Annotated in this window: 18 protein-coding genes; 13 read left to right on the forward strand and 5 right to left on the reverse strand. The window is 45.4% G+C overall.

The genetic code is table 11. From position 1 onward, the window contains the following. Nucleotides 1–122 precede the first annotated feature (122 nt). The 3 genes from DXC51_RS07395 (at nucleotide 123) to DXC51_RS07405 (ending at nucleotide 2,226) form a co-directional block, all read left to right on the forward strand. Nucleotides 123–914, forward strand: coding sequence for an NERD domain-containing protein (locus tag DXC51_RS07395; RefSeq protein WP_117530468.1), 792 nt, complete (start codon nucleotides 123–125; stop codon nucleotides 912–914). A gap of 193 nt (nucleotides 915–1,107) precedes the next feature. Further along, the gene (locus tag DXC51_RS07400) at nucleotides 1,108–1,593 is read left to right on the forward strand and encodes a YbhB/YbcL family Raf kinase inhibitor-like protein (protein ID WP_207660854.1); all 486 of its coding nucleotides are present in this window, start codon (nucleotides 1,108–1,110) and stop codon (nucleotides 1,591–1,593) included. 90 nt (nucleotides 1,594–1,683) lie between these two features. Beyond that, a complete protein-coding gene (locus DXC51_RS07405; protein WP_117530467.1) occupies nucleotides 1,684–2,226 on the forward strand; it encodes a M50 family metallopeptidase in 543 nt (180 codons plus the stop codon). A 217-nt stretch (nucleotides 2,227–2,443) separates the two neighbouring features. Here DXC51_RS07405 and DXC51_RS30725 read toward each other — a convergent pair whose 3' ends face one another. Next, nucleotides 2,444–2,617, reverse strand: a complete 174-nt coding sequence (locus tag DXC51_RS30725) for a GNAT family N-acetyltransferase (protein ID WP_408608850.1) — start codon at nucleotides 2,615–2,617, stop codon at nucleotides 2,444–2,446. 310 nt (nucleotides 2,618–2,927) lie between these two features. Here DXC51_RS30725 and DXC51_RS07420 point away from each other — a divergent pair, with 310 nt between their 5' ends. Continuing rightward, complete coding sequence (locus DXC51_RS07420; RefSeq protein WP_117530498.1) at nucleotides 2,928–3,899, forward strand: glycosyl hydrolase; 972 nt, start codon at nucleotides 2,928–2,930, stop codon at nucleotides 3,897–3,899. A gap of 50 nt (nucleotides 3,900–3,949) precedes the next feature. Here the strand turns inward: DXC51_RS07420 and DXC51_RS07425 are convergent, their stop codons facing one another. Beyond that, a complete protein-coding gene (locus DXC51_RS07425) occupies nucleotides 3,950–6,283 on the reverse strand; it encodes a helix-turn-helix domain-containing protein (protein ID WP_117530464.1) in 2,334 nt (777 codons plus the stop codon). A 276-nt stretch (nucleotides 6,284–6,559) separates the two neighbouring features. On the opposite strand from DXC51_RS07425, the gene DXC51_RS07430 reads away from it, so the two are divergent. The 5 genes from DXC51_RS07430 to DXC51_RS07450 all read left to right on the forward strand — a co-directional run bounded on the left by DXC51_RS07430 (nucleotide 6,560) and on the right by DXC51_RS07450 (nucleotide 14,445). Then, the gene (locus tag DXC51_RS07430; protein WP_021638025.1) at nucleotides 6,560–8,164 is read left to right on the forward strand and encodes an extracellular solute-binding protein; all 1,605 of its coding nucleotides are present in this window, start codon (nucleotides 6,560–6,562) and stop codon (nucleotides 8,162–8,164) included. Between the two features lie 85 nt (nucleotides 8,165–8,249). Beyond that, a complete protein-coding gene (locus tag DXC51_RS07435) occupies nucleotides 8,250–9,170 on the forward strand; it encodes an ABC transporter permease (protein WP_021638026.1) in 921 nt (306 codons plus the stop codon). A 43-nt stretch (nucleotides 9,171–9,213) separates the two neighbouring features. Then, entirely contained in the window at nucleotides 9,214–10,083 is an 870-nt protein-coding gene (locus DXC51_RS07440) for a carbohydrate ABC transporter permease (RefSeq protein ID WP_035322900.1), read from the forward strand. A gap of 26 nt (nucleotides 10,084–10,109) precedes the next feature. Next, nucleotides 10,110–11,753: a glycoside hydrolase family 2 protein gene (locus DXC51_RS07445; protein ID WP_117544198.1), complete on the forward strand. Its 1,644-nt coding sequence runs from the start codon at nucleotides 10,110–10,112 to the stop codon at nucleotides 11,751–11,753. Nucleotides 11,754–12,111: 358 nt separating this feature from the next. Beyond that, nucleotides 12,112–14,445 (forward strand): sensor domain-containing diguanylate cyclase, encoded by a 2,334-nt coding sequence (locus tag DXC51_RS07450; protein ID WP_025489218.1) that lies wholly within the window; start codon nucleotides 12,112–12,114, stop codon nucleotides 14,443–14,445. Nucleotides 14,446–14,452: 7 nt separating this feature from the next. On the opposite strand, the gene DXC51_RS07455 is transcribed toward DXC51_RS07450, so the two are convergent. Further along, on the reverse strand, nucleotides 14,453–15,637 hold the full coding sequence (locus DXC51_RS07455; protein ID WP_117544199.1) for a helix-turn-helix domain-containing protein: 1,185 nt from the start codon (nucleotides 15,635–15,637) through the stop codon (nucleotides 14,453–14,455). A gap of 240 nt (nucleotides 15,638–15,877) precedes the next feature. On the opposite strand from DXC51_RS07455, the gene DXC51_RS07460 reads away from it, so the two are divergent. Further along, nucleotides 15,878–18,322, forward strand: a complete 2,445-nt coding sequence (locus tag DXC51_RS07460; RefSeq protein ID WP_117544286.1) for a glycoside hydrolase 5 family protein — start codon at nucleotides 15,878–15,880, stop codon at nucleotides 18,320–18,322. 19 nt (nucleotides 18,323–18,341) lie between these two features. After that, the gene (locus DXC51_RS07465) at nucleotides 18,342–19,763 is read left to right on the forward strand and encodes an MFS transporter (protein ID WP_243003150.1); all 1,422 of its coding nucleotides are present in this window, start codon (nucleotides 18,342–18,344) and stop codon (nucleotides 19,761–19,763) included. Nucleotides 19,764–19,841: 78 nt separating this feature from the next. Here DXC51_RS07465 and DXC51_RS07470 read toward each other — a convergent pair whose 3' ends face one another. Further along, complete coding sequence (locus DXC51_RS07470) at nucleotides 19,842–21,413, reverse strand: response regulator transcription factor (RefSeq protein WP_117544200.1); 1,572 nt, start codon at nucleotides 21,411–21,413, stop codon at nucleotides 19,842–19,844. After that, nucleotides 21,410–23,137: a sensor histidine kinase gene (locus tag DXC51_RS07475; protein WP_117544201.1), complete on the reverse strand. Its 1,728-nt coding sequence runs from the start codon at nucleotides 23,135–23,137 to the stop codon at nucleotides 21,410–21,412. The genes DXC51_RS07470 and DXC51_RS07475 overlap by 4 nt, the downstream gene beginning before the upstream one ends. A 270-nt stretch (nucleotides 23,138–23,407) precedes the next feature. Between DXC51_RS07475 and DXC51_RS07480 the strand changes: the two genes are divergently transcribed. Both DXC51_RS07480 and DXC51_RS07485 read left to right on the forward strand, forming a co-directional pair. Beyond that, complete coding sequence (locus DXC51_RS07480) at nucleotides 23,408–24,934, forward strand: ABC transporter substrate-binding protein (RefSeq protein ID WP_117544202.1); 1,527 nt, start codon at nucleotides 23,408–23,410, stop codon at nucleotides 24,932–24,934. A gap of 80 nt (nucleotides 24,935–25,014) precedes the next feature. Beyond that, on the forward strand, nucleotides 25,015–25,932 hold the full coding sequence (locus DXC51_RS07485; protein ID WP_035321183.1) for an ABC transporter permease: 918 nt from the start codon (nucleotides 25,015–25,017) through the stop codon (nucleotides 25,930–25,932). Nucleotides 25,933–25,943: the final 11 nt, after the last annotated feature.

Below are 25,943 nucleotides of genomic sequence, written 5' to 3' on the forward strand. Positions count from 1 at the left end.
ATATATTCATAAAATAACCCTGGGCGTCGGCATATCCGCGATTGACGACAGTAGCTTAAAGGTGTAAACTAAAAAACAATAATAATTGTTGGGATTATACCGATTTATCTTGGGGAGGGGCTATGGCAAAAGGTTTCATTGACTTATTGCTGGATGATATATTTGATGCGGAATGGAAAGGCCGATATGGGGAAAAAATGACTGAGTGGGAGCTTAATCTGGTCAGGCTGTTCGGCCGAAAGGGATATGTACTGCGTAATATTTATGTGCCTAAGAATAACGGCGAAACATCTGAAATTGACGTTGTTTTTATTACGCAGAAAGGCATATTTGTAATAGAGAGCAAGAATTACTCGGGCTGGATTTTTGGTGGTGAAAAGTCTGCTTACTGGACGGCCATGCTTCCGGATAAAAGTAAGAATCGTTTTTATAACCCTATAAAACAGAACAGTACCCATATAAAGTGGCTGGGACAATACCTGCAAAATTCAGTCCCCTTGTTTTCTGTCATTGTATTTTCGGAGCGGTGCGAACTAAAAAAAGTAGCTGTAGAAAGCACCGATGTTCTAGTTATTAAAAGGGACAGATTGTATGCAGCAATAAGAAGTATATGGGACAGGACAGCGGATATATTAAGTGAAAGTATGACCGAAGACATATATGTAAAGCTGAAAATGCTGACTGACGTGGATCAGGCAGTCAGGGCAGCTCATGTTGATCGAATTAATGAAAAATATAAAAAAACGGAGACTGTTAACAAGCCGGAAGGTATTACTGAACAGAATACTTCTTTAAAATGTCCTCGCTGTGGCGGGACGCTTGTATTGCGCACAGCAAGGAAAGGCGCCAATGCAGGGAATAGCTTTTATGGCTGTTCGAATTATCCAAAATGCAGATATGTGCAGAATATTTAGGATATGATTATGTACAAGTCTGCCCGATTGTCTGGAAAGGGAAAAGACGGTTATTCCTATTGATGTCGAAAAAAGAACGTATATTAAAAGAATTTATTGATGGGGATACCGTGTATGAAATGGTCTTGCACGACAAACTGCCAGAGCATGCATAATGAAAAATGAAACAAGCGAAATGTGGAAAGGAGTTTTTATGTTAATAACCAGCACTGCGTTTAAAGAAGGGGCATGGATACCTGAAAAATATACTGCGTGGGGAGAAGATATTTCTCCTGCTTTGCATTTGGAAGGCATACCTGCCGGTACAAAAGCGTTGATGATTACTTTGGATGATGCTTCCCATCCTTTATTTCCGAATTATAACCATTGGATTATCTGGAATATTCCTGTATGCAGCGATATCCCGGAATCCATTCCAAAAGGAGAAGCGGTGGCGGCACTGTCCGGCGCGGTTCAGGGAATGGCATATGGAAGACATTGTTATAAAGGCCCGAAACCGCCGTTTAAAGCAATACATAATTACACCTTTACAGTTTTTGCATTGAGTGATTTTATGGATTTGCCTGCAGCATCTGTAAAGAAAGATGTATTAAAACAGGCGGAAGGGCTGATATTGGGAAAAGCGGCGTTGACTGGAAAGTTTCAGAGCCACAGAAAAAGCCAGGATAATATTGACTGAAATATAAAGCTTTTTATAGAGATTAAAACGTACCAACATGTATTAAAGAAAGTGTATAAATCCGCCATTCCAGGCGAAGCAGGGAGAAAAATGATTAAAAACAGAAAAGCCAGGATTTTGGTATATGTATTGGTAAGTGCCTGTATTGTTGTGCCGTTATATATTTTATGCCATGAGGTGGGGCATGCCGCTGTTGCATATTTTTGCGGGGCGGACACGATTCATATCAGTATTACAGGCGCATATATGAATTCTTCGGGTGGAAGCTACAACAGGGTGACTTCGGCTATGCTTAATATTGCGGGAATGCTGTTTCCCGCCGTTATTTCCATTATTTATCTTTTATTGTATAAACGGGAGAAAGGCAGTCTTTTTTACCGGCTGTTTTCCTTTTTGCTCGTGGCTGCTTTTTCCATGCCGGCCGCTGCGTGGATTTTGGTGCCTGTGCTTTACATGCTGGGCAAAGCCCCGGTGGGGGATGACGTGACGAAGTTCCTGGATGTAACGGGAATGAATCCGGTAATCCTGATTTTGTTTGCAGGAGGCCTTCTTGCAGTAAGTATATTTCTTGCATGGCGTAAGGGGATTATCCGAAATTATTGGGAGGAGCTTCGAAAAGTGGAGCAGGTGTAGAAGAGTATGACATATTCAGGCGCAGATATAAAATCAAAATCTGTAAAATTTGTCGGAATATTTGCATAATTCCGGTTGACTTTGACACTGTGTTGTACTTAAAAAAAGCGGCAGATAATGGATACTACCAGTCCAAAGGGAAAAATATGATTGAAGTACAAATGGCTGATGAACAGTTTGGGTTTATGCAGGAGAAAGACACAACCTTTAGCAGCATTTATAAATATATCCAATATCTTTGCGTGATTTTTCCTTGATAGGGTACTTCATTTTCCAAAACAGCGCCATTCTTTTTCATTGTTGCCGAAGACCCTATATTATCGCTGTCACAAGTCAGAAGGACTTCATTCAGTCCTAATTTTTTGGCCTCTATTAATGCCAAACGCAACATCTCAGAAGCATATCCTTTTTTCTTTCAGATATGCGGATACTGTATCCTATATGTCCAAGATATTTATACATTTCTTCTTTGAGATTATATCTCACATTAATCATTCCGATTATTTTACCATCACTTTTTCGGACAGCAATAAATTCATGTACTTTTCATCCCGGCAGGAAAAAACTGAATGAAGAAAAAACATAAAAAAAGGAACTGTTGTGTTAATTCGTATGTTTTCAGATCTATACGATTGCCCCGCTACCTTCTTCCTGTTAAGCTGGATAAGAACAAACCTATCACCGAAAAAGGGAGGAAACAGATGAAACTGGCAAATAAGAATGCAATACCTGAAGCTATTAAACTGTATGAATATTTATGTGCACTCAGCGGAAAAGGAATACTTACGGGTCAGCATACACAGACACGGGGGATGGAAGAAATCGGACATATCCAAAGGCTGACAGGAAAAAAGCCGGCTTTGTGCGGCTTTGAATTGCTTGGATATTCACCGAATATCAACTATGAAGATATGGGTGAGGCCTGCAGGAAGGAAGTCGAAGAAAATCAAGATACTTTAAAGGAAGCCATGAGGTGGGCTGAGGAGGAAAAAGGGATAATAACCTTTACCTGGCACTGGTTTTCCCCTCTTGGAGGCAGGGACAAAAGCTTTTATACGGAAAATACGGATTTTGACGCAGACAGAATCCTGGTTTCAGGCAGTGTGGAAGAAAAGGCTTTTTATCATGATATGGATATAATGGCAGAATTGCTGCGCCCGTTCCTGTGTAAGAAGATTCCCATATTATGGAGGCCGTTTCATGAAGCGGACGGCACATGGTTCTGGTGGGGAGCAAAAGGGGTGGAAACCGCGAAAGACTTATATCTGAAAATGTTCATGTATTTTACTGAGGAAAAAAAGCTTCATAATCTGATCTGGGTCTGGAATGCAGTATCCCCGGAAGGATATCCTGGAGATGCTTATGTGGATATTGTGTCCAGGGATATATATAGTGAACCCGGCAGCAAAACGGATTATGCCGCAGAATACAGGGAGCTGATCCGGAATACGACAGCCCAAAAGCCTGCGGCACTGGCAGAAATTGGTGTTCTTCCGGATATAAAGCTTCTGTCAGAATCAAAAATACCTTGGATTTACTATATGACATGGAGCGGAAAGTTCGTCCTTACAGAAGAAATGAACTCTTCAGAGGAGCTTCAGAACCTATTCGGGAATGCCTACAGTATAGACTTAAATACCTGCAAACAGGTTCTGCATTCGAATGAAAAATAAAGGAAAAGGACGGAAAACATGCATAAATGCCTGCTTCCGTCCTTTTCCTATTATGTTTTGGAGATGAGCTCCGCCTTATATTTTCCGGGCGTAATCCCGGTAATTTTCTTAAATATTCGGATAAAGGCGTTGCTGTCCGGGAATCCGACCATCTGGGCAACCTCCGTCACCTTCATATTTGTATCCTGGATCAGCTGGATGGAATTACGGATGCGCACTTCATAAAGATAATCAATTACACTGCTTTGGTACTGTTCTTTATACTTCTTTGACAGATAAGAAGGCGATATATGAAAATGTTCGGCAAGCGTATTCAGGTTAAGATCCGCGTCAAAATAATTATTCTGTATAAAACGCCGGATATCGGTTCCCCATCTGTTATTATCCAGCATTTCTTTTTTCTCCTGCAATTGTTCCGAGGCTTTTTGAAAAGCTTCCTGCACTTGGGTCAGCAGTTCAGGAAGCGGTATCTGGAAAAAAGTATCTCCGATGAAATCCAGGCAGGACGGAATGAAGCTGTAATGCGTCTGACAGTACAGCCGCAGTCTGGCAGTAACCTGATAGAAGAAATAATAGCAGCTGCGCGCATCGGCAGAAGAAAGCCGGCTGCTTTCCAAATCCCTGCGTAAAGTAGAGAAATAGTCGGACAGCTGGGGCTGGCTGCCAGAAAGGATCAGGTTTACGACATAATCGCTGGTATTCAGGTGTATGGCTCCGATTTCCTGTTCCTGAGGAATGGAAGCATAATGGCATAACGGATGATTCCCAAAAAGCTTGATATACTCTAAGGCCGCGTCTGCCTGCAGATAGGCGGTGGATAAACCGTCTTTATGGTGAATGCTGCTGATGCCTGCCTTCAGTTCTATTTGATAATTCCGGGTCAGGAAGGAAAAAAGCTCCTGCACGATATGCTCCAGGGACTGTTCCGGCTGGGCTGCTTCCCCGGGAATGCATGTAATCACGGCAATCTGCCTGTGTTGGATGCAGAAATAATTGTCAGGAAATTGACCGGAAAGCAATTCTTTTAAAACATTTTCTATTATAAAATAAACAAGCTGTTCCGTATTATCCGCAGGTGAGGGTTCGGAAGAAAAACCGGACTCCTGTGAGGTTTCAGGCGACAACAGGAGGACACAGACTCTGTCTGCTGGAAAATGCAGTGAAAAGGCTTCGGCAACGGGACCTGAGATTTGATGGAAGGCAATTTCACCTGTCAGAATTTTCTGGACATAGTTATTCCGCAGAAGCGCCCGCTGTTTTTCCAGCTCGCTTTGATTGTGGGTCAGGATTTTCATTATCAGATGATATTCGTTGGTGTCATTATCATCATCACCGCCGTACCCTTTGATATAATGGACGATCTGTTCCACCGGTTTATAATTCCTTCTGGAAAAATAAAAGATGACGAACAGCCCTGTTATCACACATACGGTCAGCGTAAAAAGAAGAACCTCAAGAAGCTTGTATAAGTCAGCCTTATATACAGATTTATCAGTGACGGATATCAGGCCGACTTCAGGGATTAAGGTCGGATAAAAATCAATCAGATAAGATTTTCCAACAGAAGCCGTTGAGGTATCATAAAGCGAACCATCGTCTCTGCTGTCAAAAAAAGTAAAAATGGAAGGAAAAGACAGTTCTTCCAATACAGCGCTGCCGGAATCTGAGGACAGAAGAACCCCATCTGTTTTTATCAGGGCGAAAACTCCGCCGAATTCAGGAAACAGATCATTCTGAAGCTTATGGATGAGACGCTCCCGGTCTAATTGGACAGCCATAACGGCAAGCGGGGCGCCATGGATATCGGATTGAAGGGTTTTGGCCAGTACCAGGCAGGAAGAATTTTCCGGCGTCATGCAGACAATGTGTGTGCCGTCCAGTTCCTCCAGAATCTGCTGCCAGTCCTGAAAACTGATGCCCACATTATCCATATATGGAAGCATTGACATTTCATGGGCGGAGGCGGCGGTTACAATGTAATCGGATGCCGGGAAATATACGTTAAGCTGCTGAATCAGTGCGTTGGATACCTGCAGCATTTTCAGATCCCCGGACAAATAGTGCCTGTCCAGCGCCGGCGTGGAATCCACGGCACATTTGCCGTGGGCAAGCATATTGATGTAAGAATTCAGCTGAAGGTGATTGGACAGATTTATGGCATCGTAAAATGCGGAGTCAATCTGTTCTTTTGAATTTTCAAGGATAAGGTGCTGGTTGGAAAGCGTACGCTGTTCCACCAGGTTATAGCTGTGAAAATAGTAAAATGAACAGATAAGTATGGGCATGAGAAGCACGCTTGTATAAGACAGGATCCACTGCCACATCAGTCCGGAAGGCTTAGATTTACTTTTGTTTTTAAGGCTGTGTTTATAATGCATCGTCATAATTCCCCCGTCAGAATATATTTTCCTTATTTATAACATGCCATATATCTTAATAAAAACCAATCAAATATTTATAAAATGATCCGATATTTCGGCTTGTTAAAAAAATCCCGCTCTATAAGATGATTTTCGTTTTAATTGATTTACAAAAAAAACAGGAGGCTGCTATAGTAAGGGTGTGAACCGACAACAGGCGCGCTGATGGTTGGTAAGAAATTATTATAACAGGAACAAAAGGAAAGAGTTAACAGAATTCTTAGAAGAAAGGTAAGATAAATGAAAAGAAACTATATAAAATATGGGAAAAAGATATTGGCTTTATCACTGGCAGCAGTTTTAGGAGCAGCGTCCTTGACTACAGGCTGCGGCCAGAGCAGTTCAACGGAAGCTTCTAATAAGGAAAACAGCAGCAGTGAAGCTGCTGAAGCAGGAACAGAGGCCACGGCTCCTGTCCTGACGGTTTGGTCGGACTGGGGAATCAGTGATTATTTTAAGGATCAGGGAGACGCCTATTACTGGAAAGCAATAGAGGAAGCAACCGGAGTGGATCTGCAGTTTATTGACAGCTCAGGCGGAAAGGACGCACTGTCTATTCTGGTTGGTACCGATGATTTGCCGGATATCATAATAGAATATGATGGAACACTGCCCGGAGGCGTCCAGAAAATGCTTGCAGACGGTTCTATCGTCCCTTTGAATGACCTGATGGATGCAGGAAAACTGCCTAATTTTAAAGCCTACCTGGATTCCGATCCGGAGGCTGATAAGCTGTGTAAGAACGATGACGGCTTATATGCCTGGGCGCCGATGATCCGTAAACCCGATTCCCCGCTGGTATTTAACGGGAATATGATCCGCCAGGACTGGCTGGATGAGCTTGGGCTTCAGATGCCGGAAACCATCCAGGAGATGGAAGATACGCTTCTTATATTTAAAGAAAAGAAAGGATGCGACGCAGGCTTTTCCTTTGCCTATAAGAACTATGATCGTATCGTCAACGCCTATGGGATTTGCGAAGGAATGTATATAGGAAAAGATAATAAAGTCCATTTTGGAGCCATTGAAAGCGAATATCTTGACTTTTTGACCCTTTTTAACCGCTGGATGGAGATGGGAATTCTGGATCCTGATGGATTTACGCAGGAGATAGACGCCTTTTATGCAAAAATAGCCAGCGGAAGAACAGGACTTGTCTGGGGAAATACCGGGGGAGAGCTTGGAAAAATTGAAACAATGAAATCTGAGAATCCGGAAATGGATTTCCAGCCGGCGCCGAATCCTGTATTGAATAAGGGGGATGTTTTCCCGGTTGATCAAAGTAATTACCGTGTAAACAGCATTGGTTATATGATATCTTCCACCTGTGCGGATATGGATGCGGCGGCCAGGGTAATTGACTATGTTTATGGTGAAGAAGGAAATATGAGAGCCAATTTCGGAGAAGAAGGCGTTACCTATGAAATGAAAGACGGAAAACCTGTATTTACTGACCTGGTACTTAATAATCCGGAAGGCCTCAGCATTCAGAAAGCGCTTTCTCTTTATGCCGGAAATAACAATAAGCCGTTTCTTGTGGAAAAGGACATGATGCTTGGGAACTATGCTCTTGAGGTACAGAAAAAGTCGCTGGAGGTATGGGCTACCCCTGATGCGCCGGTGAAGAAAATGCCTCCTTTGACCATGACTGCTGAGGAAGCCCAGGAATATAATTCATTAATGACGGATATCCAGACATATCTGGATGAGTTTAAGCTGAAGTTTATTATGGGGACGGAATCCCTTGAAAATTATCCTCATTTTGTGGAAAACATTCAGAAAATGAACATAGACAGAGCAATTGAAATCCAACAGGCTGCATATGAAAGATACCTGGCAAGATAAGAGATAAGCAACTTGATTTTCCAGAAAATGGGCCGGGAGAAGCCGGAAGGCTTTTGCCCGGCCCGCAGTCTACAGGAGGTATACTGTGAAGAAAACGGGATTTTTACCAAGCTTATGGGAAGATTTGAGAAAACATAAAGGATTGTATCTGATGCTGCTTCCCATTGTAATTTTTTACCTTGTCTTTTGCTATTATCCGATGTATGGAGCCCAGATCGCTTTCCGGGATTTTTCTCCAAAGCTGGGGACCGTGGGAAGTCCATGGGTAGGGCTGAAGCATTTTAAGGAATTTTTCAACAGCGTTTATTTTGGAAGGTTAATCCGGAATACGCTGGGAATTAATCTGAAAAATTTAGTTTTTGGTTTCCCTGCGCCGATTCTGCTGGCGCTTATGCTGAATGAGGTCAGATCGGATAAATTCAAGAAAACGGTCCAGACGGTAAGCTATCTGCCGCATTTTATTTCTACGGTTGTAATAGCCGGCATGATACTGCAGTTCACATCGACGGACGGCTTCATAACACAGCTTATGACTTTGTTTGGATTTCCAAAACAGAATATGATGATGAATCCGGATTTTTTTCAGCCGGTGTATGTAATATCCGATATCTGGCAGGGAATTGGCTGGGGATCGATTATTTATATTGCAGCGATCTCGGGAATCAGCGCGGAATTATATGAAGCTGCCAGGATTGACGGGGCCGGGCGGTGGAAGCAGGCGCTGCATGTTACGATACCGGGAATCCTTCCCACCATTATTACAATGCTGATACTCCGGATTGGCAATATGATGAGCCTGGGGTTTGAAAAAATTATTCTTTTATATAATTCATCAATCTATGAAACCGCGGACGTCATTTCCACATATGTGTACCGAAAGGGATTGCTGGATCAGAGCTACAGTTTTTCAACGGCAGTCGGGCTTTTTAACTCCATGATCAATCTGTTGCTGCTGGTTGCGGCAAACAGGATCTGCAAACGGGTGACGGAACACAGCTTATGGTAAAGTGATTTACAGGCCCGGTTTGGCGGGCGGATGGGAGCAGAAAATGATAAAGAGAAGTATGGGAGAAAAAGCTTATGGATTGTGCAATGGCGCCATATTAGTCCTGCTGGCGCTGGTTACGCTGTATCCATTTCTTTATGTAGTATTTGCATCCGTAAGCGATCCCGTTAAATTGCTGGGAAATACCAATATGCTTCTGTGGCCGGCAGGCTTTACCCTGAATGCCTATAAAAAGGTATTTTCCAACGCGGCAATTTACACAGGCTATATGAATACGATATTTTATGTGGTGGCAGGCACCTCGATCAATATAGTAGCCACCTGCATGGCGGCATATGTATTATCCAGAAAGCAGCTTAAGCTGCGGCGTTTTTTTACGCTGTTATTTATATTTACCATGTATTTTAACGGAGGACTGATACCGAACTATCTTCTGATTAAGGACCTGGGAATGATTAACAGCAGACTGGCGCTGATTATCCCCGGCGCGGTCAGCACGTTTAACCTGATGATCATGATTACCGGTTTTGAGGGCATACCGCAGGCATTGGAGGAATCGGCAAGAATTGACGGCGCGAATGACTGGGTTATCCTTTTTAAAATCATCATGCCCCTTGCAAAGCCGACCATTATGGTAATTATGTTGTATTACGCGGTGGGACACTGGAATTCCTGGTTTAATGCCATGATATATATCAGGGATGCGGATAAAATGCCGCTGCAGATGTTTCTGAGGGATATTCTGACGAGAAGCCAGCTGGGAGCGATGGCCGGGCAGATGGAAGTGGAGGATGTGGGACAAACGATCAAATATGCCACGATTATTGTTTCTACAGTCCCTATTTTATGTGTTTATCCTTTTATACAGAAACATTTTGTAAAAGGGGTCATGGTCGGGGCGGTAAAAGAATAAGTGCGCTTAAGGGAGGAATATACGGAATGGAGAGACTTTTTAAGACACATGAAATAAGAAAGCAGCGGGAACTGAGCGGTTTATGGGATTTTTATAAGGAAGGCGCGCAGGAGGATACAAGGAAGGTAATTGTTCCCAGCTGTTTTGAGACCTACCCGGGACTGGAAAACTATACTGGTGTGGGCTGCTACGAATATAAGACCTTTTTGCAGGGAAACATCCGCCTTTGCTTCAAGGGTGTCAGCCATACGGCTAAGGTATATCTGGACGGCAATCCTGTTATAGAACATTACAATGCCTATACCCCTTTTTCCGTGGTACTGAAAGGGGTGGAAAAAGGGATACATACATTGAAGGTAACCGCTGATAATTCGTGTCATGAGGAATCGGCGCTTCATGTTATTAACGATTATTATAACTATGGGGGGATCAGCAGGCCTGTAATTGCAGAGAATATCGGGGACATATTTATTGAATGGCTGCATTTTACACCCTGTTTTGAGGAAAATACCTGGAAAGGGGAAGCCGCCCTGTGCATTCATAATCTGTCACAGGGCAGAAGGGTAAAAATAAAATATTATCTGAATGATACCCTGCTGGGAGAAGCGCCGGAAGAGGTAAAAGGAGGAAGCAATGTTGTGAAGACGCAGTTCAGCTTCCCCGAGGTAACAGCATATCAGCCGGAAAACCCCGTGCTGTATTATCTGAAGGCAGTGCTTGAAGTCGATGGGCGGGAAGAAGATGATTTGATCGAACGCATCGGGTTCCGGGAGATTACGGTGAAGGACGGAAGGATTTTATGGAATGGCCGCGCTATTTGCGTTAAAGGCTTTAACCGGCATGAAGATCACGGTTTATTTGGCTGTGCCATACCTGTGGAGGCCATGGATTATGATCTGCGCCTGATAAAAGAGAGCGGGGCGAATGCAGTGAGAACCTGCCATTATCCGAATGATGAAAGGTTCCTGGATCTGTGTGATGAAATGGGGATTATGGTATGGGAAGAGAGCCATGCCCGCGGATTGAGTGAAAAACAGATGAGGCATAAAAATTTCCGGAGCCAGAGTCTGTCCTGTATTGATGAGATGGTGCGGGAGCATTTTAACCATCCCTGTATTTTCACATGGGGTATCCTGAATGAATGTGCAAGCGATACGGAATATGGACGGGAAGTATATCAGGAACAGTATAACCGGCTGAGAGAGCTGGATCAAAGCCGGCCGCTGACTTCTGCCACCTGCAAGCATTTCTGCGATATCTGCCTGGATCTTCCTGATATAGTGTCGGTCAATATCTATCCCTTGTGGTATAACGATGAACCGGTCGATGAATGCCTGGAAAAAGAATATGAATGGATTCAGTCCGCTGGAGGGAAAGGAAAACCCGTATTGGTCAGTGAAATCGGCGCAGGCGCGATAGCCGGGATTCATTCTTCCTGCAGGCAGAAATGGTCGGAGGAAAGACAGGCGGATATTTTAAGGGAGCAGCTGGCCGGCGTACTGTCCCATCCCGAATACAGCGGTGTTTTCCTATGGCAGTTCAGTGACGGGAGGGTTCCTGATGAATGCTTTTACGCCAGGCCCCGATGCATGAATAACAAAGGTGTTGTTGATGAATACAGGAGGAAAAAACTGGGGTTCGAGGCGGTAAAGGAGGCTTTTGGAAAGTAATGCCCGCTCATTTGCCAATACGAAACATACCTTTAAATTACGATAAAATCAATACAAAGTTCAGGACATAAAAAGGGCATAAAGGGAGACTGATGAATTGTAAAGTTCAGCAGTCTCTTTTTTAAAAATAATTTTTGAGGAAAAACTCATTTATCAATATTGAACACATCCGGGGATTGTGATAAAATAGACCGGAGTCCGTGACATAAGAAAAGAGCTTAAAAAGGAGACTGTCGGATTAAAGAAGTTCAGCAGTCTCCTTCTTTTTGCATAAATGATAGGATATTGCGGCAGAGCATGGCGGGAAGCCATGGTGACGGGCACGGCCGGGCGTCCGCACTGTATTGGAGGTTAAGCTTTGGGAAATAAGAAAAGCAGTGAAATAAATAAGCGAAAGTACCGAAGGTATTTTATAATGGCGCTGTCCCTTGCAATATGTCTGAGTGCGGTTTCGGCGATTGCGACAAAAGCGATATCTGATCTGGCTGTCAGCAGCTGTTTCAGGGAATTACAGGATTCTACGGTTCAATATGCCGCAGATATCCGCACGGATATAGAATATGACCTGAAGCTGTTGGAAGTCATAGCGGATAATATGACGAAACAAAATACGTTGCTTCCCGGGGAGAAAAAGGAATTATTTACTTTGTCAAAAGCAGGGATTTTGCTTGATGAAATAGTACTGATACTTCCTGACGGCCGGATGTATGCGGACGATGAAGCCTGCCTGGAACAACTGAAAGCTGTTTCCTATACGGAAGAGGCGGCGGCCGGGGCACATGTTTCCGGCAGAATTGAAGACCGGGAGAAGCCGGGGAAGTTTTATCTGTATTATTTTGTACCGGTTGTAAAAGATGGAGAAACAAAGGGGCTTCTGTGCGGTATTATTGATTTGGATACGCTGAAACAAAGGTATACGGGACAGCTGGCTGAGGAAACCTCGTTCCAGCTGCTGGAGAGCGGAAGCGGCGCTTTTTTAATCGATTCCATACATTCTGAGCTGGGAAATAAGGTGAACTTCAGAAACCGTACTGCCAAAAAAGGTTATGGCATGGAACAGGTTATGGAGGATATAGAGGGGGGAAATCCGGGTAAAACTGCGTTCTTTTCCAGGTCAAAGCAGGAATATATTTATTGTGTGTATGAACCTGTCGGAATCAATGACTGGATGATTATGCTGGGACAGCCGGAGAATATTGTTTTGGGCGATGCGGAAAATATCCGTTTTATATTAAGACATTTTATTATATTTGAAACAACTGTATTTTTACTTTATCTTCTGTTTGTGTTTTGGGAAATAAGAAAGACTTTTCGTGAAAGGGAAAAGGAACTGGGCCGTGTTCAATACATATTAAAAATAGAAGAGATACTTTTTAATGCTGCCAGGAGCACGGAACGGATTGGGGAAGCTTTAAGCATAATTGCAAAAAAGCATTCAGCCCAATATGCATTTTTCATTATTTATAATGAAAATGGGACTGAAAAAATGTACACCTGGGGAGGAACGGCGCAGGATGTGAAGGATCCGTACGGCAAAGAGGATTTTCCGGTGCTTTGTTCCAGGCTTCTTTGCCAGGGCAGAATTATCTATTATGATAAGAAGGAAATGGACGCAGAAGGCGTGGCAGAATATCAGAAGCTCAGGCAGCTTGGGATTTCAAGCCTGATGAGCATTCCGGTGGACGATCCGGATCATGCCCATATCGGGACGCTTGGCGTTGCCAATATGGGGCAGCGTTTTTCTTCCACTGAATTACTGGATTGCGTTATGCTCAGCTTCTCCATGGCTGTAAAAAATATTATCTCATTCCGGGAAGCGGAGGAAATGGGAATCCGGGATAAGCTGACGGGGCTGAAAAACCGGAACAGCTACCAGAGTGCGCTGGAAAGCTATGAAAATAACACCGACAGCAATTTCTTCTGCATTTATGTGGATGCCGATGGCCTGCACGACATAAATAACCAGTACGGCCATGAAGCGGGAGATAATCTGCTGAAAACAGTGGCAAAGGTAATAAAGGAAGAATTCGGGGATGAGGATACCTACCGCATCGGCGGAGATGAGTTTGTAGCGTTCTGTAACGCCCCTGCTTCCGGGCAGGTAAAGCAGAAAATACGGAATGCAAAGAAGCGTATAGAAGAAAAAGGGTATCATATTTCCGTCGGCATGGAAAGCATGAAAAACAAGCCGTTCATTTATGAAATGGTAAAACAGGCCGAAAGGAATATGTTTGAAGCAAAACGCAGCTATCACGAGGATACGGGAGATATACAGAATATACGCGGTATGAACAGAAAACTGGAAAAGACGCTCATGGAAAAAAGGGATCTGGACGTTTTCCGGTCGGTTCTTTCCTCCAAATATCTGGGTGTTTATATTGTGGATTTAAAAATCGATACCTTCCGTTATATTTATATCCCTTCATACTTTGACGCCGCGGCGGAACAATCCGGAGGAAAGTTCAGCGAAGCTGTAAAAATCTATGTGGAGACTTTCGTACTGGAGGAATACCGTCAGCCATTTCTGAAGCTGCTGGATTATGACAACGTTGAAAAACGGCTGAATGGCGGCGAAGAACCGGAGCTGCTTTACAGACGGCCGGACGGAGTGGAAATTATGCTGAAAATATATCTGTCGCCGGAATATGGGGAGGACTGCTGGGAAAGTATATGGACTTTTGAAAAGGTTTAAAAGTGATTTATAGACGCCTCCCCTGCTTACGGTATTGCATTGGCGTGATTCCATATTTTTTCTTAAATACATTTTGAAAATAGGCCTGGCTGGAGAAACAGAGATAACTGCTGATTTCAGCCAGGCTTTTATTGCTGTGGGTCAGCAGGCTTTTTGCCTCCTCAAGCCTGCAGCGTGTGATGAAAGCGCCCACATTAATGCCAAGCTCCGTTTTAAACCGTTTGGTGATATAGGAAATACTGCGGCTGATCTGTGCGGCTACATCCTCCAGGCTGATGGGCTCATTGGTGTGGCTGCGGATGTAATTCATGCAGACATAGACTTCTGAGGAGATACCCTCCGGGATACGGGATTCTCCGGCCCGGCGGCAGAAATCCATCAGCATGGAATACTGCAGTGCATGTATTGCCTCAATTCGGGAAAGCTGTTCGCATTCCTGTATGTAAAGATCGATAAGCTGATAGGCTTTTTCAATATCCATTCCGCCGGGGATTGCACCCAGCATGCCCGCTTTGACGGCTGCGCTGATAAAAAGGTTTTTTGCATGGCGCAGCGGGGTGCTTGCCATTTTCCCTTCTCTCGGCGTTGTCCTGTCTGCGGAAAGGAACTCCTTCAGCCTTTCTTCGCTGCCATCCCGTATATACTGATATAATTCCATTTCAAAATAGTAGCTGTTATGCAGATTTTCATTTTCCTGGTTGTCCAGAAGCTGCTGTAAATGCTGCTCTTCCCTGCCTGCCAGAAGGGTCGTATCCTGTTTATAAAGATCATCTGCGTTGGTAACCTTATGGTTTAAGCACAGGTGGATCAGGTTCAGGTGCCTTGCTAACTGCCTGTGGCTGATGAGGGGGATTGTATAGAGATACTCCGCCATTATCTCCCGGCACTCCAGGGAAAGCGCCTGTTCACGCATATATTCCCGCAGCACCTCTTCTGTCAGCGGGAGGTTAAAGGCGGGGCCGAGAATTACCTCATAGTCCGTATTTTCCACGGTAACCCGCCCGTATTCGATATCGGGAGAAAGGTAACAGAATTCCGGGTTCTGCTCAGAAGGCCACATCTGCCAGAAGGTCTGCGGCTCGATGGACAGGTGCTCGGCAATGGAGGAGTAGGCGACATAGCCGCTTTTTAAAAGGCTGACCGGTATTTTTGTCACATCAAAATAATTTCTGCAAAAAGCGATATAGTCCATATGCTGTTCCTCCTCTGCTATTTTAATTATCCGGATGCATGGACAGGAATTTCATGCCCTGATATTTTCAGTATAAGCGGTGTAAATTGGAAGTTCAATACCAAATATTATAATTACAAACTTTATTTTGTAATAACTCTTCCAATCCCTGTGATATGATCCCCTAAGAACAGCAAAGTCTGTCCGGCGGTGTCATTGCTGCCGGTTTCAGGAAGCTTTACAGGAAAGGGAGCGGAAGGTATGAAGCAAAGAATCAGGATTCATAAGGCAGAGCCGAACACAGGGGCGCTCAATTTTTCCCATCTGCTGGATGCCCCGGCAGGGAAACATGGTTTCGTCCGGGTAAAAGACAGCCATTTCTATTTTGAGGATGGGACGAGGGCAAGATTTTTGGGATTTAATGTGGCGGCGCGGTCAAATACGCCGGATCATGAAACTGCGGATAAACTGGCTGAGCGCTTTGCAAGCATGGGGGTTAACGTAATCCGTCTGCATGCGGCGGATGCGCCTGTGGGAGAGGAGGCGCGCACCTGGACAAGCTGTAAGGAAGCGCCTTTGATAGATTATGCCAAAGGAAACACCAGGAATTTTTGCGAAGAAGGCCTGGATCGCTTTGATTATTTTTTTGCAAAATTAAAAGAAAAAGGGATTTATCTTCACATTGATTTGCTGGTTGCAAGAGATTTCCAGGAGGGCGATGGTTTAGACTATCCCGGGGGCATGCCGCTGTGTACAAAATGCTTTCCGGTTTTCAATGACCGCCTGATTGAACTGCAGAAAGAATATGCACAAAAGCTGCTTACCCATGTGAATCCTTATACGGGCCTTTCCATGAAGGACGATCCTGCGGTGATCACCGTACAGATGACAAATGAAGAATCTGCCATTAAGGGAACTGTGGAATGCAAAGAGATAGAAACTCTGAAGCCCTACCGGGATGAGGTTCAGAGGAAATTCAATCATTTTCTTCTTATGAAATATGATACCCGGGAAAAACTCAAAAAGGCATGGACCCTGAATGGCTGCTGCGCGCTGGCTGAGGATGAGGATCCGGGGCTTGGAACGGTGCGTATTGCAGAGGGGAGCTTTGTACAGCCCGTAAACGACCCTATGGGACAGTGGGATGCCCCCTGCGGTCCGGCCCGCTATGCGGATTATATGGAATTCGGCATCCAGGCTAACCGGCGGTTTTATCGGGATATGAAAAATTATCTGCGCTCCCTGGGGGTTAAGGTACCGATAGTCGCCAGCAATCTGCTTGGCGGCGCGGCGGATGTATATGGGCATACGGATGGTGATTTTATGGAAAATAACAGCTATTTCAACCATCCCCTTCTGCCTTTTCAGGATACCATATTCATAGTGGCAGGCCCGACGGAGTATGTTTCCGTCAATCCGCTGACCATGCAGACCGGCATAGGCTCTCTTGTAACAACAATTCCGAGCCTGGCAGCCACTGCAGTTGTGGAAGGGAAGCCATTCATGATCAGTGAATGGAATGAATATGGGGAGCATCCCTTTCATTCCACGGCATTCGTACATACGGCGGCTTATGCCTGCCTGAACGACTGGGACGGCCTGATCCTGTACAACCATCATACCTCGGAATGCTGGGATGATCAGCCGGCTGATGAGATTTGGAATGTATTTGACTGCTATAATGATCCGGCTGTTATCTGTCAGTGGGGCTTCATGGCGTCCGTCTTTTTAAAAGGCCTGATAGCCCCGTCGAAAAACAGGGTGGAGGTAGTACATACGCAGGAGGATTTGCTGACACTGCCGAACTGGCATGCCATGCCCAATACCTTTCTGCCCTATGTTACCGGGATGCGGAATGTTTTTCTGGACGGGGGAAACAGCTATCGGGGAAATGCGGATGTGGCTGTAAACGCAGGATTCCTGAATGGCGCGGATTTGTCAGAGGCGAAGCATGCGGTCTGTTATGCATGGTCGCCATATCGGGATGCCTTCCGCCGCTGCAGGGAAGAAAACCGTCTGGTACAGGCCTCGGAAAATACGGAAGAAATACAACCTGGCATACATCTGGGAGAAAAGGCGCTGGTATTTGATGAAATTTCCAAAATCGCAGGAAACGGCGATTACCGGAAATTCGCAGAGCTGTTGGACAGGGCTTTGAAAAAATGGGGAGTGGTTCCTGAAGACGCCGGATTGGCAGACGGGACCCTGGTTTCGGATACAAAAGAGCTGGTTTTTGATCCGGATCATGCGCAGTTTAGTATCCGTACGCCTTACTGCAGCTATTTCAGCGGCGCGCCGTCCGAAACAATTGCTCTTTCCGATGAAATCTACGTGCAGGTAAAAAATGAAAGGATTTCCCTGGCGCTGCTGCCAGAAGATAAGGAGCTGTTGTCGGAAGCGAAGGAGTTTATACTGACCGCCCTGGGGACGACGGGCATGGATGAAACTGTCTATAACCCCGGACCGTCAATGATGGGCATTTCCTTTACGGCTGTGACTTTCCAGGGGAAATTGTTCGTGGAAACGCTGGAAGGAACCCTTTTGGTGAAAGCGGAAGCGGCGAGGCTTGAGGTTTTAAATCCGGTAGGGGAACCGATTGGTTCCTATGAAGGTGAAAAGACGCGGGAGGGCGTTCGCTTCAAGCTGACGGGAGAGTTTGCAGGAGCAAATTATATTTTACATATAGATAAGAAAACAGCGGATTGAAACAAAGGAGAGGGAAGAGATGAGCAGAACAAAAAAAGACCTCGGTTTTGATAAGGCCGGGGTGAAGCGGGTAATGAGAAAACGGGATTATATGGCTGATATGGGCGGACAGTTTGCCCTGGGGCTGATGGGAAACCTGGTAGGACAGCTGACCTATTTTTACACGGATAAGGTTGGGCTGGCTGTGGGCGGCGTAGGGCTGATGATGCTGATTTCCAAGGTTGTGGACGCACTGACGGACATCTGGGTCGGGAACATAATTGACCATTCAAAAGGCGGGAACAGAAAATATTATAAATGGATGATCCGTATGGCAGTGCCGCTTTCCATAGTTATCATATTGATGTTTACGGTACCGATCCAGGCGGGACAGATACCGGCCCTTATCTATGTGATGGTTACCAATATCCTCCTGACGGCTGTCTGCGGGACACTTATCGGAACCCCCTTTTCCGCTGTGATGGTAGTACGGACCAACAGCCAGAGTGAGCGGGAAAATATGGGGGTATTCCGTGCGGTAGGAAGCTATGGCGCAGGCATGATGATTGCCATTGCGACAATTCCCGTGACCAATATATTGGGAGGGACGCAGAATGCATGGATCAAGTATGGCGTTGTAATTGCCCTGTTGGTTTTATTGCTTCTTCTGATTTGCTATAACAATGGACGTAAGGCGGAATTTGTTGAGGATTCCGCAAAGGCTGCACAAGAGGAGGAGGAAGCAGTTCCGCTGAAAGAAGCAGTCCGGCTCCTCTTTAAAAACAAGTACTGGGTGATTGTACTCAGCTTCAATATCATTACACAGATAACGAATACGATTTCCGGCACATCCGGTGCATATTACTGCAAGTGGATTTTCGGAAACGATAACCTGGTTGCCCTGATGGGAGCGTTCGGTATGCTGGCAACTGTGGCGGGATTTCTTTTGTCCAAACCGATTATTTCCAAAATGGGTGTAAAAAAGACCGTCAATATCGGCCTTCTGGGAGCGGCATTTACCGCTGCGGTCCGCTGTGCAGTCCCGGCAAATATGGGAGTATATTTTATTGTGGGGCTAATCGGCAGCTTTGTACAGATTCCGCTGATGTGTCTTTACGGTGTGCTTCTGGCAATGGCAGTAGACTATAATGAATATAAGTATGATAAAAAGCTTGTGGCGGTTTCCTCAGGAGCCATCGGCATTGGAAATAAGATTGGCGGCGGAATTGCCTCCGTTATCCTGTCCGCCTTTTTGGCAATCGGCGCCTATGATGCCACGCTGCAGGTTGCCACCGCTTCCATGCGGTACGCAATATACGGCTTTTCCAATTATCTGCCGCTTGTAACGAATCTGGTGATGTATTTTGTTTTCCGTGGGTTTGACCTGGAGAAGAAGCTGCCGCAGATACAGGCGGAACTTGCTGAACGGCGGGCGAAAAAAGCGGATGGTAAAGAGATATAGTGCAGCGTATAAAATTATAAGCATGAAAAAAGCGGCAGCTGATGCCGCTTTTTTCATGCATAATAATAGAAAGGTAGTTCAGTCTTTCCGTTCATCCGTAGGGGATACCCCCATAACTCTCCGATAGGCCTGGGAAAAGTAGGAGAAATTATCATATCCGAGTTTTGAGGCAATCACACTGACGGGAAGAGCGGTGGTTTGCAGCAGGTTCCGGGCCGATTCCATTTTGATTTTTAAAATATATTCTTTGAGCGTAATACCGCATTCGTTTTTAAACAGACGGGACAGATAATCGGCATTCATAAACAATGCGGCGGCCACATCTGCGGCGGACAAGGGCTGGTCTATATGATTTTCCAGATAGATTTTGGCCCGTTCCACCGCATTTTTTTCATTTCCGCAGGAGCTTTCCTCTGACTGGAAGTAATGGGTCGTCTCCTTAACGACTTCACGCATTTCCGGCAGGGAACGGGCATTCTCGCCCCGTTCCAGCAGGGGCAGGATTTTTTGTAGCTCCCTTCCCGGAGTATTTAACGCGTTGAGTATAATCTGCTGGAATTGAACCCAGAAGATATGGAGAAATCTGTGGTTTACCTGCTTTTTTTTGATGGCGTCATCAAAAAAATGATATACTTCCTCACATACAGTCTGCCCGTCCCCTTCTGCAAGAAGGTTTTCCCATCTGCGTATCTGTAAGTTATCCGCATACCTGGCAAAATGAGGCTGTGAATCGGCCGTACCGGTACTGAATATTCCGCTTGTCTGCAGGACATTGTCCCTTTTGGCCTGAAGCAGCCCCCCTGACAGTGTATTGAGCTGATTCAACGGGACCGCCGGGCTGCAGTAAAATGCGATGTCACAGTGCATATGTCCGGAAATTATGGGGTAGGCTCTGCTTAAAGGCTCCAGTATGGTATCCGGATCGGTGAAACGTCCGTTCGGTGCGTAGATAAGCCACCCCATAGAGGTGGAGTCAATCGTAAAAGACAATATTCCGTAATGTTTTTCTTCGTATACCTCAGTGACAATATTGTTGAGGGCGAAGTTCCATTCCTGGGCGGGCCAGGGCAGGGTATGCCACCGCAGTATATGTCCCCAAATGGAAAAACAGTCAGTTGCGGGGGTAACCTCCTTTCCCAACCGCCGGAGCACATCGCGTAAAGCAGAAATGGAAAGTGTTTTGCCGGCGGCCCAGTCGCTGAACAGGTTCTGAAGCAGGCCGGGGGTGTGCAGCTTGGCAAGCGTTCCATATTGCTCCAGTTCTTTTTCCGCATGTTCTTTTTTTACCCGTTGAATCGCCTTTGCCACGGTGGATTGAATATCCTCATAACGTGCGGGCTGCAGAATGTAATCAAAACAGTTGAGCTTGATGGCTTCTTTGGCATACATAAAATCAGCGTGGGAAGTAAGAAATATACAGACAAAGTCCATTCCCTGCCTGCGTGCCCATCGCAGAAGGGAAAGCCCATTTTCACCGGGCATTTCTATATCGCATAAAAGAACGTCGATTCGTTCCTTTTCCAGTATTTCCCTGGCCTGGACGGCATTGCCTGCAGTTCTGACGGATGTAATTCCCAAAGCATCCCAGTCCAATCCGGACATAAGACCGCTTAAAATACTTATTTGATCGTCTACCAGGAGAACAGTCATTGTAAATCACCTCCGGAAATGTTTGCATGTATGGGAAGAAATAGCTCAGCACAGGCGCCGCCGGCCAGATTCCTGAAATACAGAGTGGCTTTTTCCCCATACAGAAGACGCAGCCGCTGCTTCAGATTGGCTATGCCCACATGATAATCATTGTATACCTCATTGGCCGGGCCATTAAGTGTTTTCAGGATTTCTGCAGGGAAGCCGGCACTGTTGTCAGAAACTGTAATGTTTAAGTAACCGCCGTCCTCGCTGGCAAGCTTCCGGCACTTGATACGGATTTCCAAAGGGGTATCTATCAGCGAGGAATGCTTAATGGAATTTTCCACAAAGGTTAAAATACTCAGGGGCGGAATGGATGCCTGTGAAATGTCAGCATCTATTTCAAAATCCAGCTGCGGCGGCAGTTCCGTTCCAATCTGTTGGATACGGATATAGCTGTTTACGGACCGTATTTCTTCCTCCAGAGAGACTGGCTTGAAGCTGTTTTTAAAGGTACTGCGCAGATACGTGGAAAGATCGAGAATCAATTCCTGGATGTCAGCGTATTTTTTTTCTCCGGCCATGGAGTAAATCATATTCAGGCAGTTCAGGAAAAAGTGGGGACGGATCTGCATGTGTAAATATTGCAGCTGTGCCTGCTGGGTTTCCAGCTTCTGTTCATAAAAATCGATCTTTTGCTGGCGGATAATATCCAGCATGGTATTAACGGTTCCGGAAATATCATTTACTTCCTGGATTCTGGATTCCTGCGGCACCCGGATCTGTGTATCTCCGTTTTGGATGGCCTGCGTGGTTTGGGTAAGGGTGTTTAAGGGCTCCAGTATAAACTGCCGCAGGCTGAGCCAGCAGAGAGGAATGGAAATCAGCAGTCCCAGGGTAATCGCCAACAGTACGCGCTGGGTGAAGTTGAGCATTTTTAACAAAGAAACGGAAGGCGTGGCATAGACAATATATCCGTTTTCCCGGGAAAGGGGAAGGAAGGTTAAATCATATTTCCTGCCGTTATCAGCCTGAAAAGTAACACCGGTATCTTTTCCGGGGAGGGGAATGGCATCTGCATGAAAAGCAATATTGCAAGCATAGGGAGTTCCGTCCTGCATGATGTAAAAAATCAGATTATTTTCACCCAGCACAGAATAGCTCTGCCGGGCCGGATCTATCATAGCGGCAAAAACAGTTTGGTTGCGTACATAGGTATTTAACAGCACAGTGCGGTCAGAGAAGGAAAGAGGAATCCATCCGGCTGCCGAGGGCCCGGCTTCGGCAGCAGCCTTGACCGCTGCGCGCAGAACGGCAAGATCTGACTGGGGATAGGAGCCGGTATATGAGATCCGATAATAATCAAAGGCTTTGGAATAGGTACAGAAGCTGCCTAAAAGTTCATTGGCTTTCAGCTGTACCTTACATGGAACCCCGACTGCCTGGGATGCCACATATGCATCTGTTTTTGTCCTGGCGTAAATAATGGAAGCAAAATCCATGCTGTTTACAACGGTATCGGTTAAAAAGTCCTCGGTTACACGGAGCGTATTTTCAAATTGCGCCTGGTATGCAGAAAGAGTACTGTAACGGGAATTGCGGACAGCGGTCTTCTGCTGCCAGACGGTATACACATCAAAAAGTACCACAACGATGAACAGCGGGAGTACGATAACTGACATAGTCAATATTGCCGTGTTGCGGAAGGATGTTGTATTATGACTCTTGGAAAAAACATTCATACTGTAAGCACTCCCTGTATTTTTATTGTGTTTCAAATATTTCAATCAGCTTCTTTTTCAGGGATTATAGCATATTATAAGAAGGTTTTGGGGAAAAGTCGGAAAAGCAACATCCGGAAGTAGGATTTTTAACATCAGCTTCCTTTGCGGTACAGCCATACATCGGATTTTCAACAATTCTCTTCGGATAAATTACAGAGAAGCAGCCGTATAAAAGATAAAATTGATTTAACAGTTATCCGAGATGGTAATGATGAAAGGAGCAATTTTATGAAAAACTTTTTAAACAGGTTGGGAATGACAGTTCTCACCGCTGCAATGCTGACACTTCCTGTCACCGGCTGCGGAGGCAGCAGTGATACAGGGGCGGCAGGCAGTACTTCGGCAGCGGAAAACGCATCTTTTGCAGCAGCCGGGAGCGAAACAGATAATGACGAAATAGTAAAACTCCGTGTCTGGGGCTTTGGCTACACGGCGACCTCTGATGATTGTGCAGCAGTGGCGGAAGCAATTAATGAGATTACACGGGACGAAATCGGTGTAGAAATCGAGCTTGTGCGAAGCGGTGACGGTGAAAAACTGAATCTTGCGCTTACCTCCGGGGAGCAGCTGGATCTGGTGAATTATCACACCTATTCAGGCGGCCTGGTTACGCTTGTCAATAACGGAATGGCAACACCCCTTGAGGAGTTGGTGGAGCAGTACGGACAGGATGCTGTGTCAGCTGTTGGTGAAGAGAATCTGGCTATGGGAAAAGTAAATGGTACTTTGTATTCCATTCCTAATGTAACCTGCTTTGCAAATAGTTACGGTATGGCGGTGCGTCAGGACATCCTTGAAGAGCTTGATGTTGATCCCAAGACTGTTAAGACCTGGGAGGAAATGCATGATTTGCTGGTCCGGGTAAAAGAAGCCCATCCTGATATGTACCCTGTGGTAAACAGCTGGGCAGGCGGCGGCATGCAGAAAACCTTTGCTTTTGATAACCTTGGCACCGGTTTCTGGGATGCGCTCGGTATTCTGGAAAACGTGCATGATGGCAGTACGAAGGTTGTAAATATGTACGAAACGGATTCTTATCGTGAATTCTGTGAAATGATGTATCAGTGGAAACAGGACGGGCTTCTCATGCCGGATGTTACCACCAGCAATGAGAATAATCTGTGCAGCTCCGTAGGCTTTGCCGCGTTTGAGAATAACGGGCCTTTAAAATCGCAGCAGCTTTCCAAGGATTGGGGTAAAGAAGGGGTTGTTATTGAGCTTGTAAGCCCGTTTATAACATCAGATGCCGGCGGATCTTCTTTCTTCATTCCTTCTGTATCAAAGCATCCGGAAAAGGCGATGCAGCTTTGGAATCTGATGTACAAAAATAAGGAAATTGCAAATTTGCTTACCAATGGTATTGAGGGAGTACATTACGAGTATACGGACGAGAGCCGCAGTTCTGTCCGTTCCCTGGAAGGCAGTACCTGGGATTCCATGGACTGGCCCTGGCCAAACAGTTCTCTTGCCGCAGTTTATGAAGGGACTGATCCGGATATCTGGGCACAGAACATTGAATTCAGCAATAGTGCAAGTGTAAGCCCTGCGCTTGGATTCCGTTTTGATAATTCCAGTGTTTTAAATGAAATTACCGCCTGCAATAATGTAATTGCCAAGTATGATGTGGGGCTGCGCTGGGGGGAACTGGATCCTGAGGAAGCGCTGCCGAAGTTCAATGAAGAATTGAAAGCGGCCGGCCTTGACACTATTATTGCTGAGAAACAGGCACAGCTTGACGCATTCCTGGCACAGTAAATATGATTTGAAGCTGACTGAACGGCGGGCGGAAATATCCGTGCCGCCGTTTTCTATCAAAAACAGGAGGAATAGATACCATGCAGAAAGCTTTACGCTCACTGAAACGCTATTGGCCGTTATACCTGATGCTTCTTCCGGGTACGGTTTATCTGCTCATTAATAACTATATTCCCATGACCGGCATTGCAGTTGCCTTTAAACAGTATAATGTCCGGGACGGCCTTTACCATAGTCCGAATATCGGGTTGAAAAACTTTGAATTCCTTTTTAAGACAAGCGATGCATGGCTCATTACACGCAATACGGTTTTGTATAATCTGGTATTCATTATTTTGGGGGCGGTGCTGGCAATTTCGGTGGCTATTATTTTAAATGAAATCCGCAGTAAACGCGCAAAGCAGACGTATCAGACCATTATTTTGATTCCGTACCTGATTTCAATGGTGGTGGTCAGCTGCCTTGTCTTTGCATTCCTTAGCAACGGCAGCGGATTTTTGAATCATACGCTTCTTCCGGCGCTTGGCCTGGAACCCGTCAGCTGGTACAGCGAGCCAAAATACTGGCCGTTTATCCTTGTGCTGGTAAATACCTGGAAGATGGTCGGCTATAACTGTATCCTTTATTATGCCACCATCTGCGGCATAGATCATAGTCTTTACGAGGCAGCAGTTATGGACGGCGCCAATCGCTGGCATCAGATTACATATATTACCCTGCCTTGTTTGAAATCCACAATTATTATATTGACCTTGATGAATCTGGGCAATATTTTCCGTTCGGACTTTGGTTTGTTTTATCAGATCCCGATGAATTCCGGCGCATTGCTTGAAGTAACAAATACGATCGATACGTATGTGTACAGAGGGCTTATGCAGACTAACAATATTGGAATGTCTTCGGCGGCAGGCGTATATCAGTCTATTGTAGGTTTTGTTTTGGTGTTCACTGCAAATATGATAGTTCGCAAAATAGACAGCGACAGTTCTCTGTTTTAGGGAGGAGTTAA

This window comes from Eisenbergiella massiliensis (assembly GCF_003435485.1).

Coding starts and splice junctions, on each gene's coding strand:
- DXC51_RS30725 (WP_408608850.1), bottom strand. CDS start 2,617: ATGTTGCGTTTGGCATTAATAGAGGCCAAAAAATTAGGACTGAATGAA.
- DXC51_RS07420 (WP_117530498.1), top strand. CDS start 2,928: ATGAAACTGGCAAATAAGAATGCAATACCTGAAGCTATTAAACTGTAT.
- DXC51_RS07425 (WP_117530464.1), bottom strand. CDS start 6,283: ATGACGATGCATTATAAACACAGCCTTAAAAACAAAAGTAAATCTAAG.
- DXC51_RS07470 (WP_117544200.1), bottom strand. CDS start 21,413: ATGACTGTTCTCCTGGTAGACGATCAAATAAGTATTTTAAGCGGTCTT.
- DXC51_RS07480 (WP_117544202.1), top strand. CDS start 23,408: ATGAAAAACTTTTTAAACAGGTTGGGAATGACAGTTCTCACCGCTGCA.
- DXC51_RS07455 (WP_117544199.1), bottom strand. CDS start 15,637: ATGGACTATATCGCTTTTTGCAGAAATTATTTTGATGTGACAAAAATA.
- DXC51_RS07400 (WP_207660854.1), top strand. CDS start 1,108: ATGTTAATAACCAGCACTGCGTTTAAAGAAGGGGCATGGATACCTGAA.
- DXC51_RS07475 (WP_117544201.1), bottom strand. CDS start 23,137: ATGAATGTTTTTTCCAAGAGTCATAATACAACATCCTTCCGCAACACG.
- DXC51_RS07445 (WP_117544198.1), top strand. CDS start 10,110: ATGGAGAGACTTTTTAAGACACATGAAATAAGAAAGCAGCGGGAACTG.
- DXC51_RS07395 (WP_117530468.1), top strand. CDS start 123: ATGGCAAAAGGTTTCATTGACTTATTGCTGGATGATATATTTGATGCG.
- DXC51_RS07460 (WP_117544286.1), top strand. CDS start 15,878: ATGAAGCAAAGAATCAGGATTCATAAGGCAGAGCCGAACACAGGGGCG.
- DXC51_RS07440 (WP_035322900.1), top strand. CDS start 9,214: ATGATAAAGAGAAGTATGGGAGAAAAAGCTTATGGATTGTGCAATGGC.
- DXC51_RS07405 (WP_117530467.1), top strand. CDS start 1,684: ATGATTAAAAACAGAAAAGCCAGGATTTTGGTATATGTATTGGTAAGT.
- DXC51_RS07430 (WP_021638025.1), top strand. CDS start 6,560: ATGAAAAGAAACTATATAAAATATGGGAAAAAGATATTGGCTTTATCA.
- DXC51_RS07465 (WP_243003150.1), top strand. CDS start 18,342: ATGAGCAGAACAAAAAAAGACCTCGGTTTTGATAAGGCCGGGGTGAAG.
- DXC51_RS07485 (WP_035321183.1), top strand. CDS start 25,015: ATGCAGAAAGCTTTACGCTCACTGAAACGCTATTGGCCGTTATACCTG.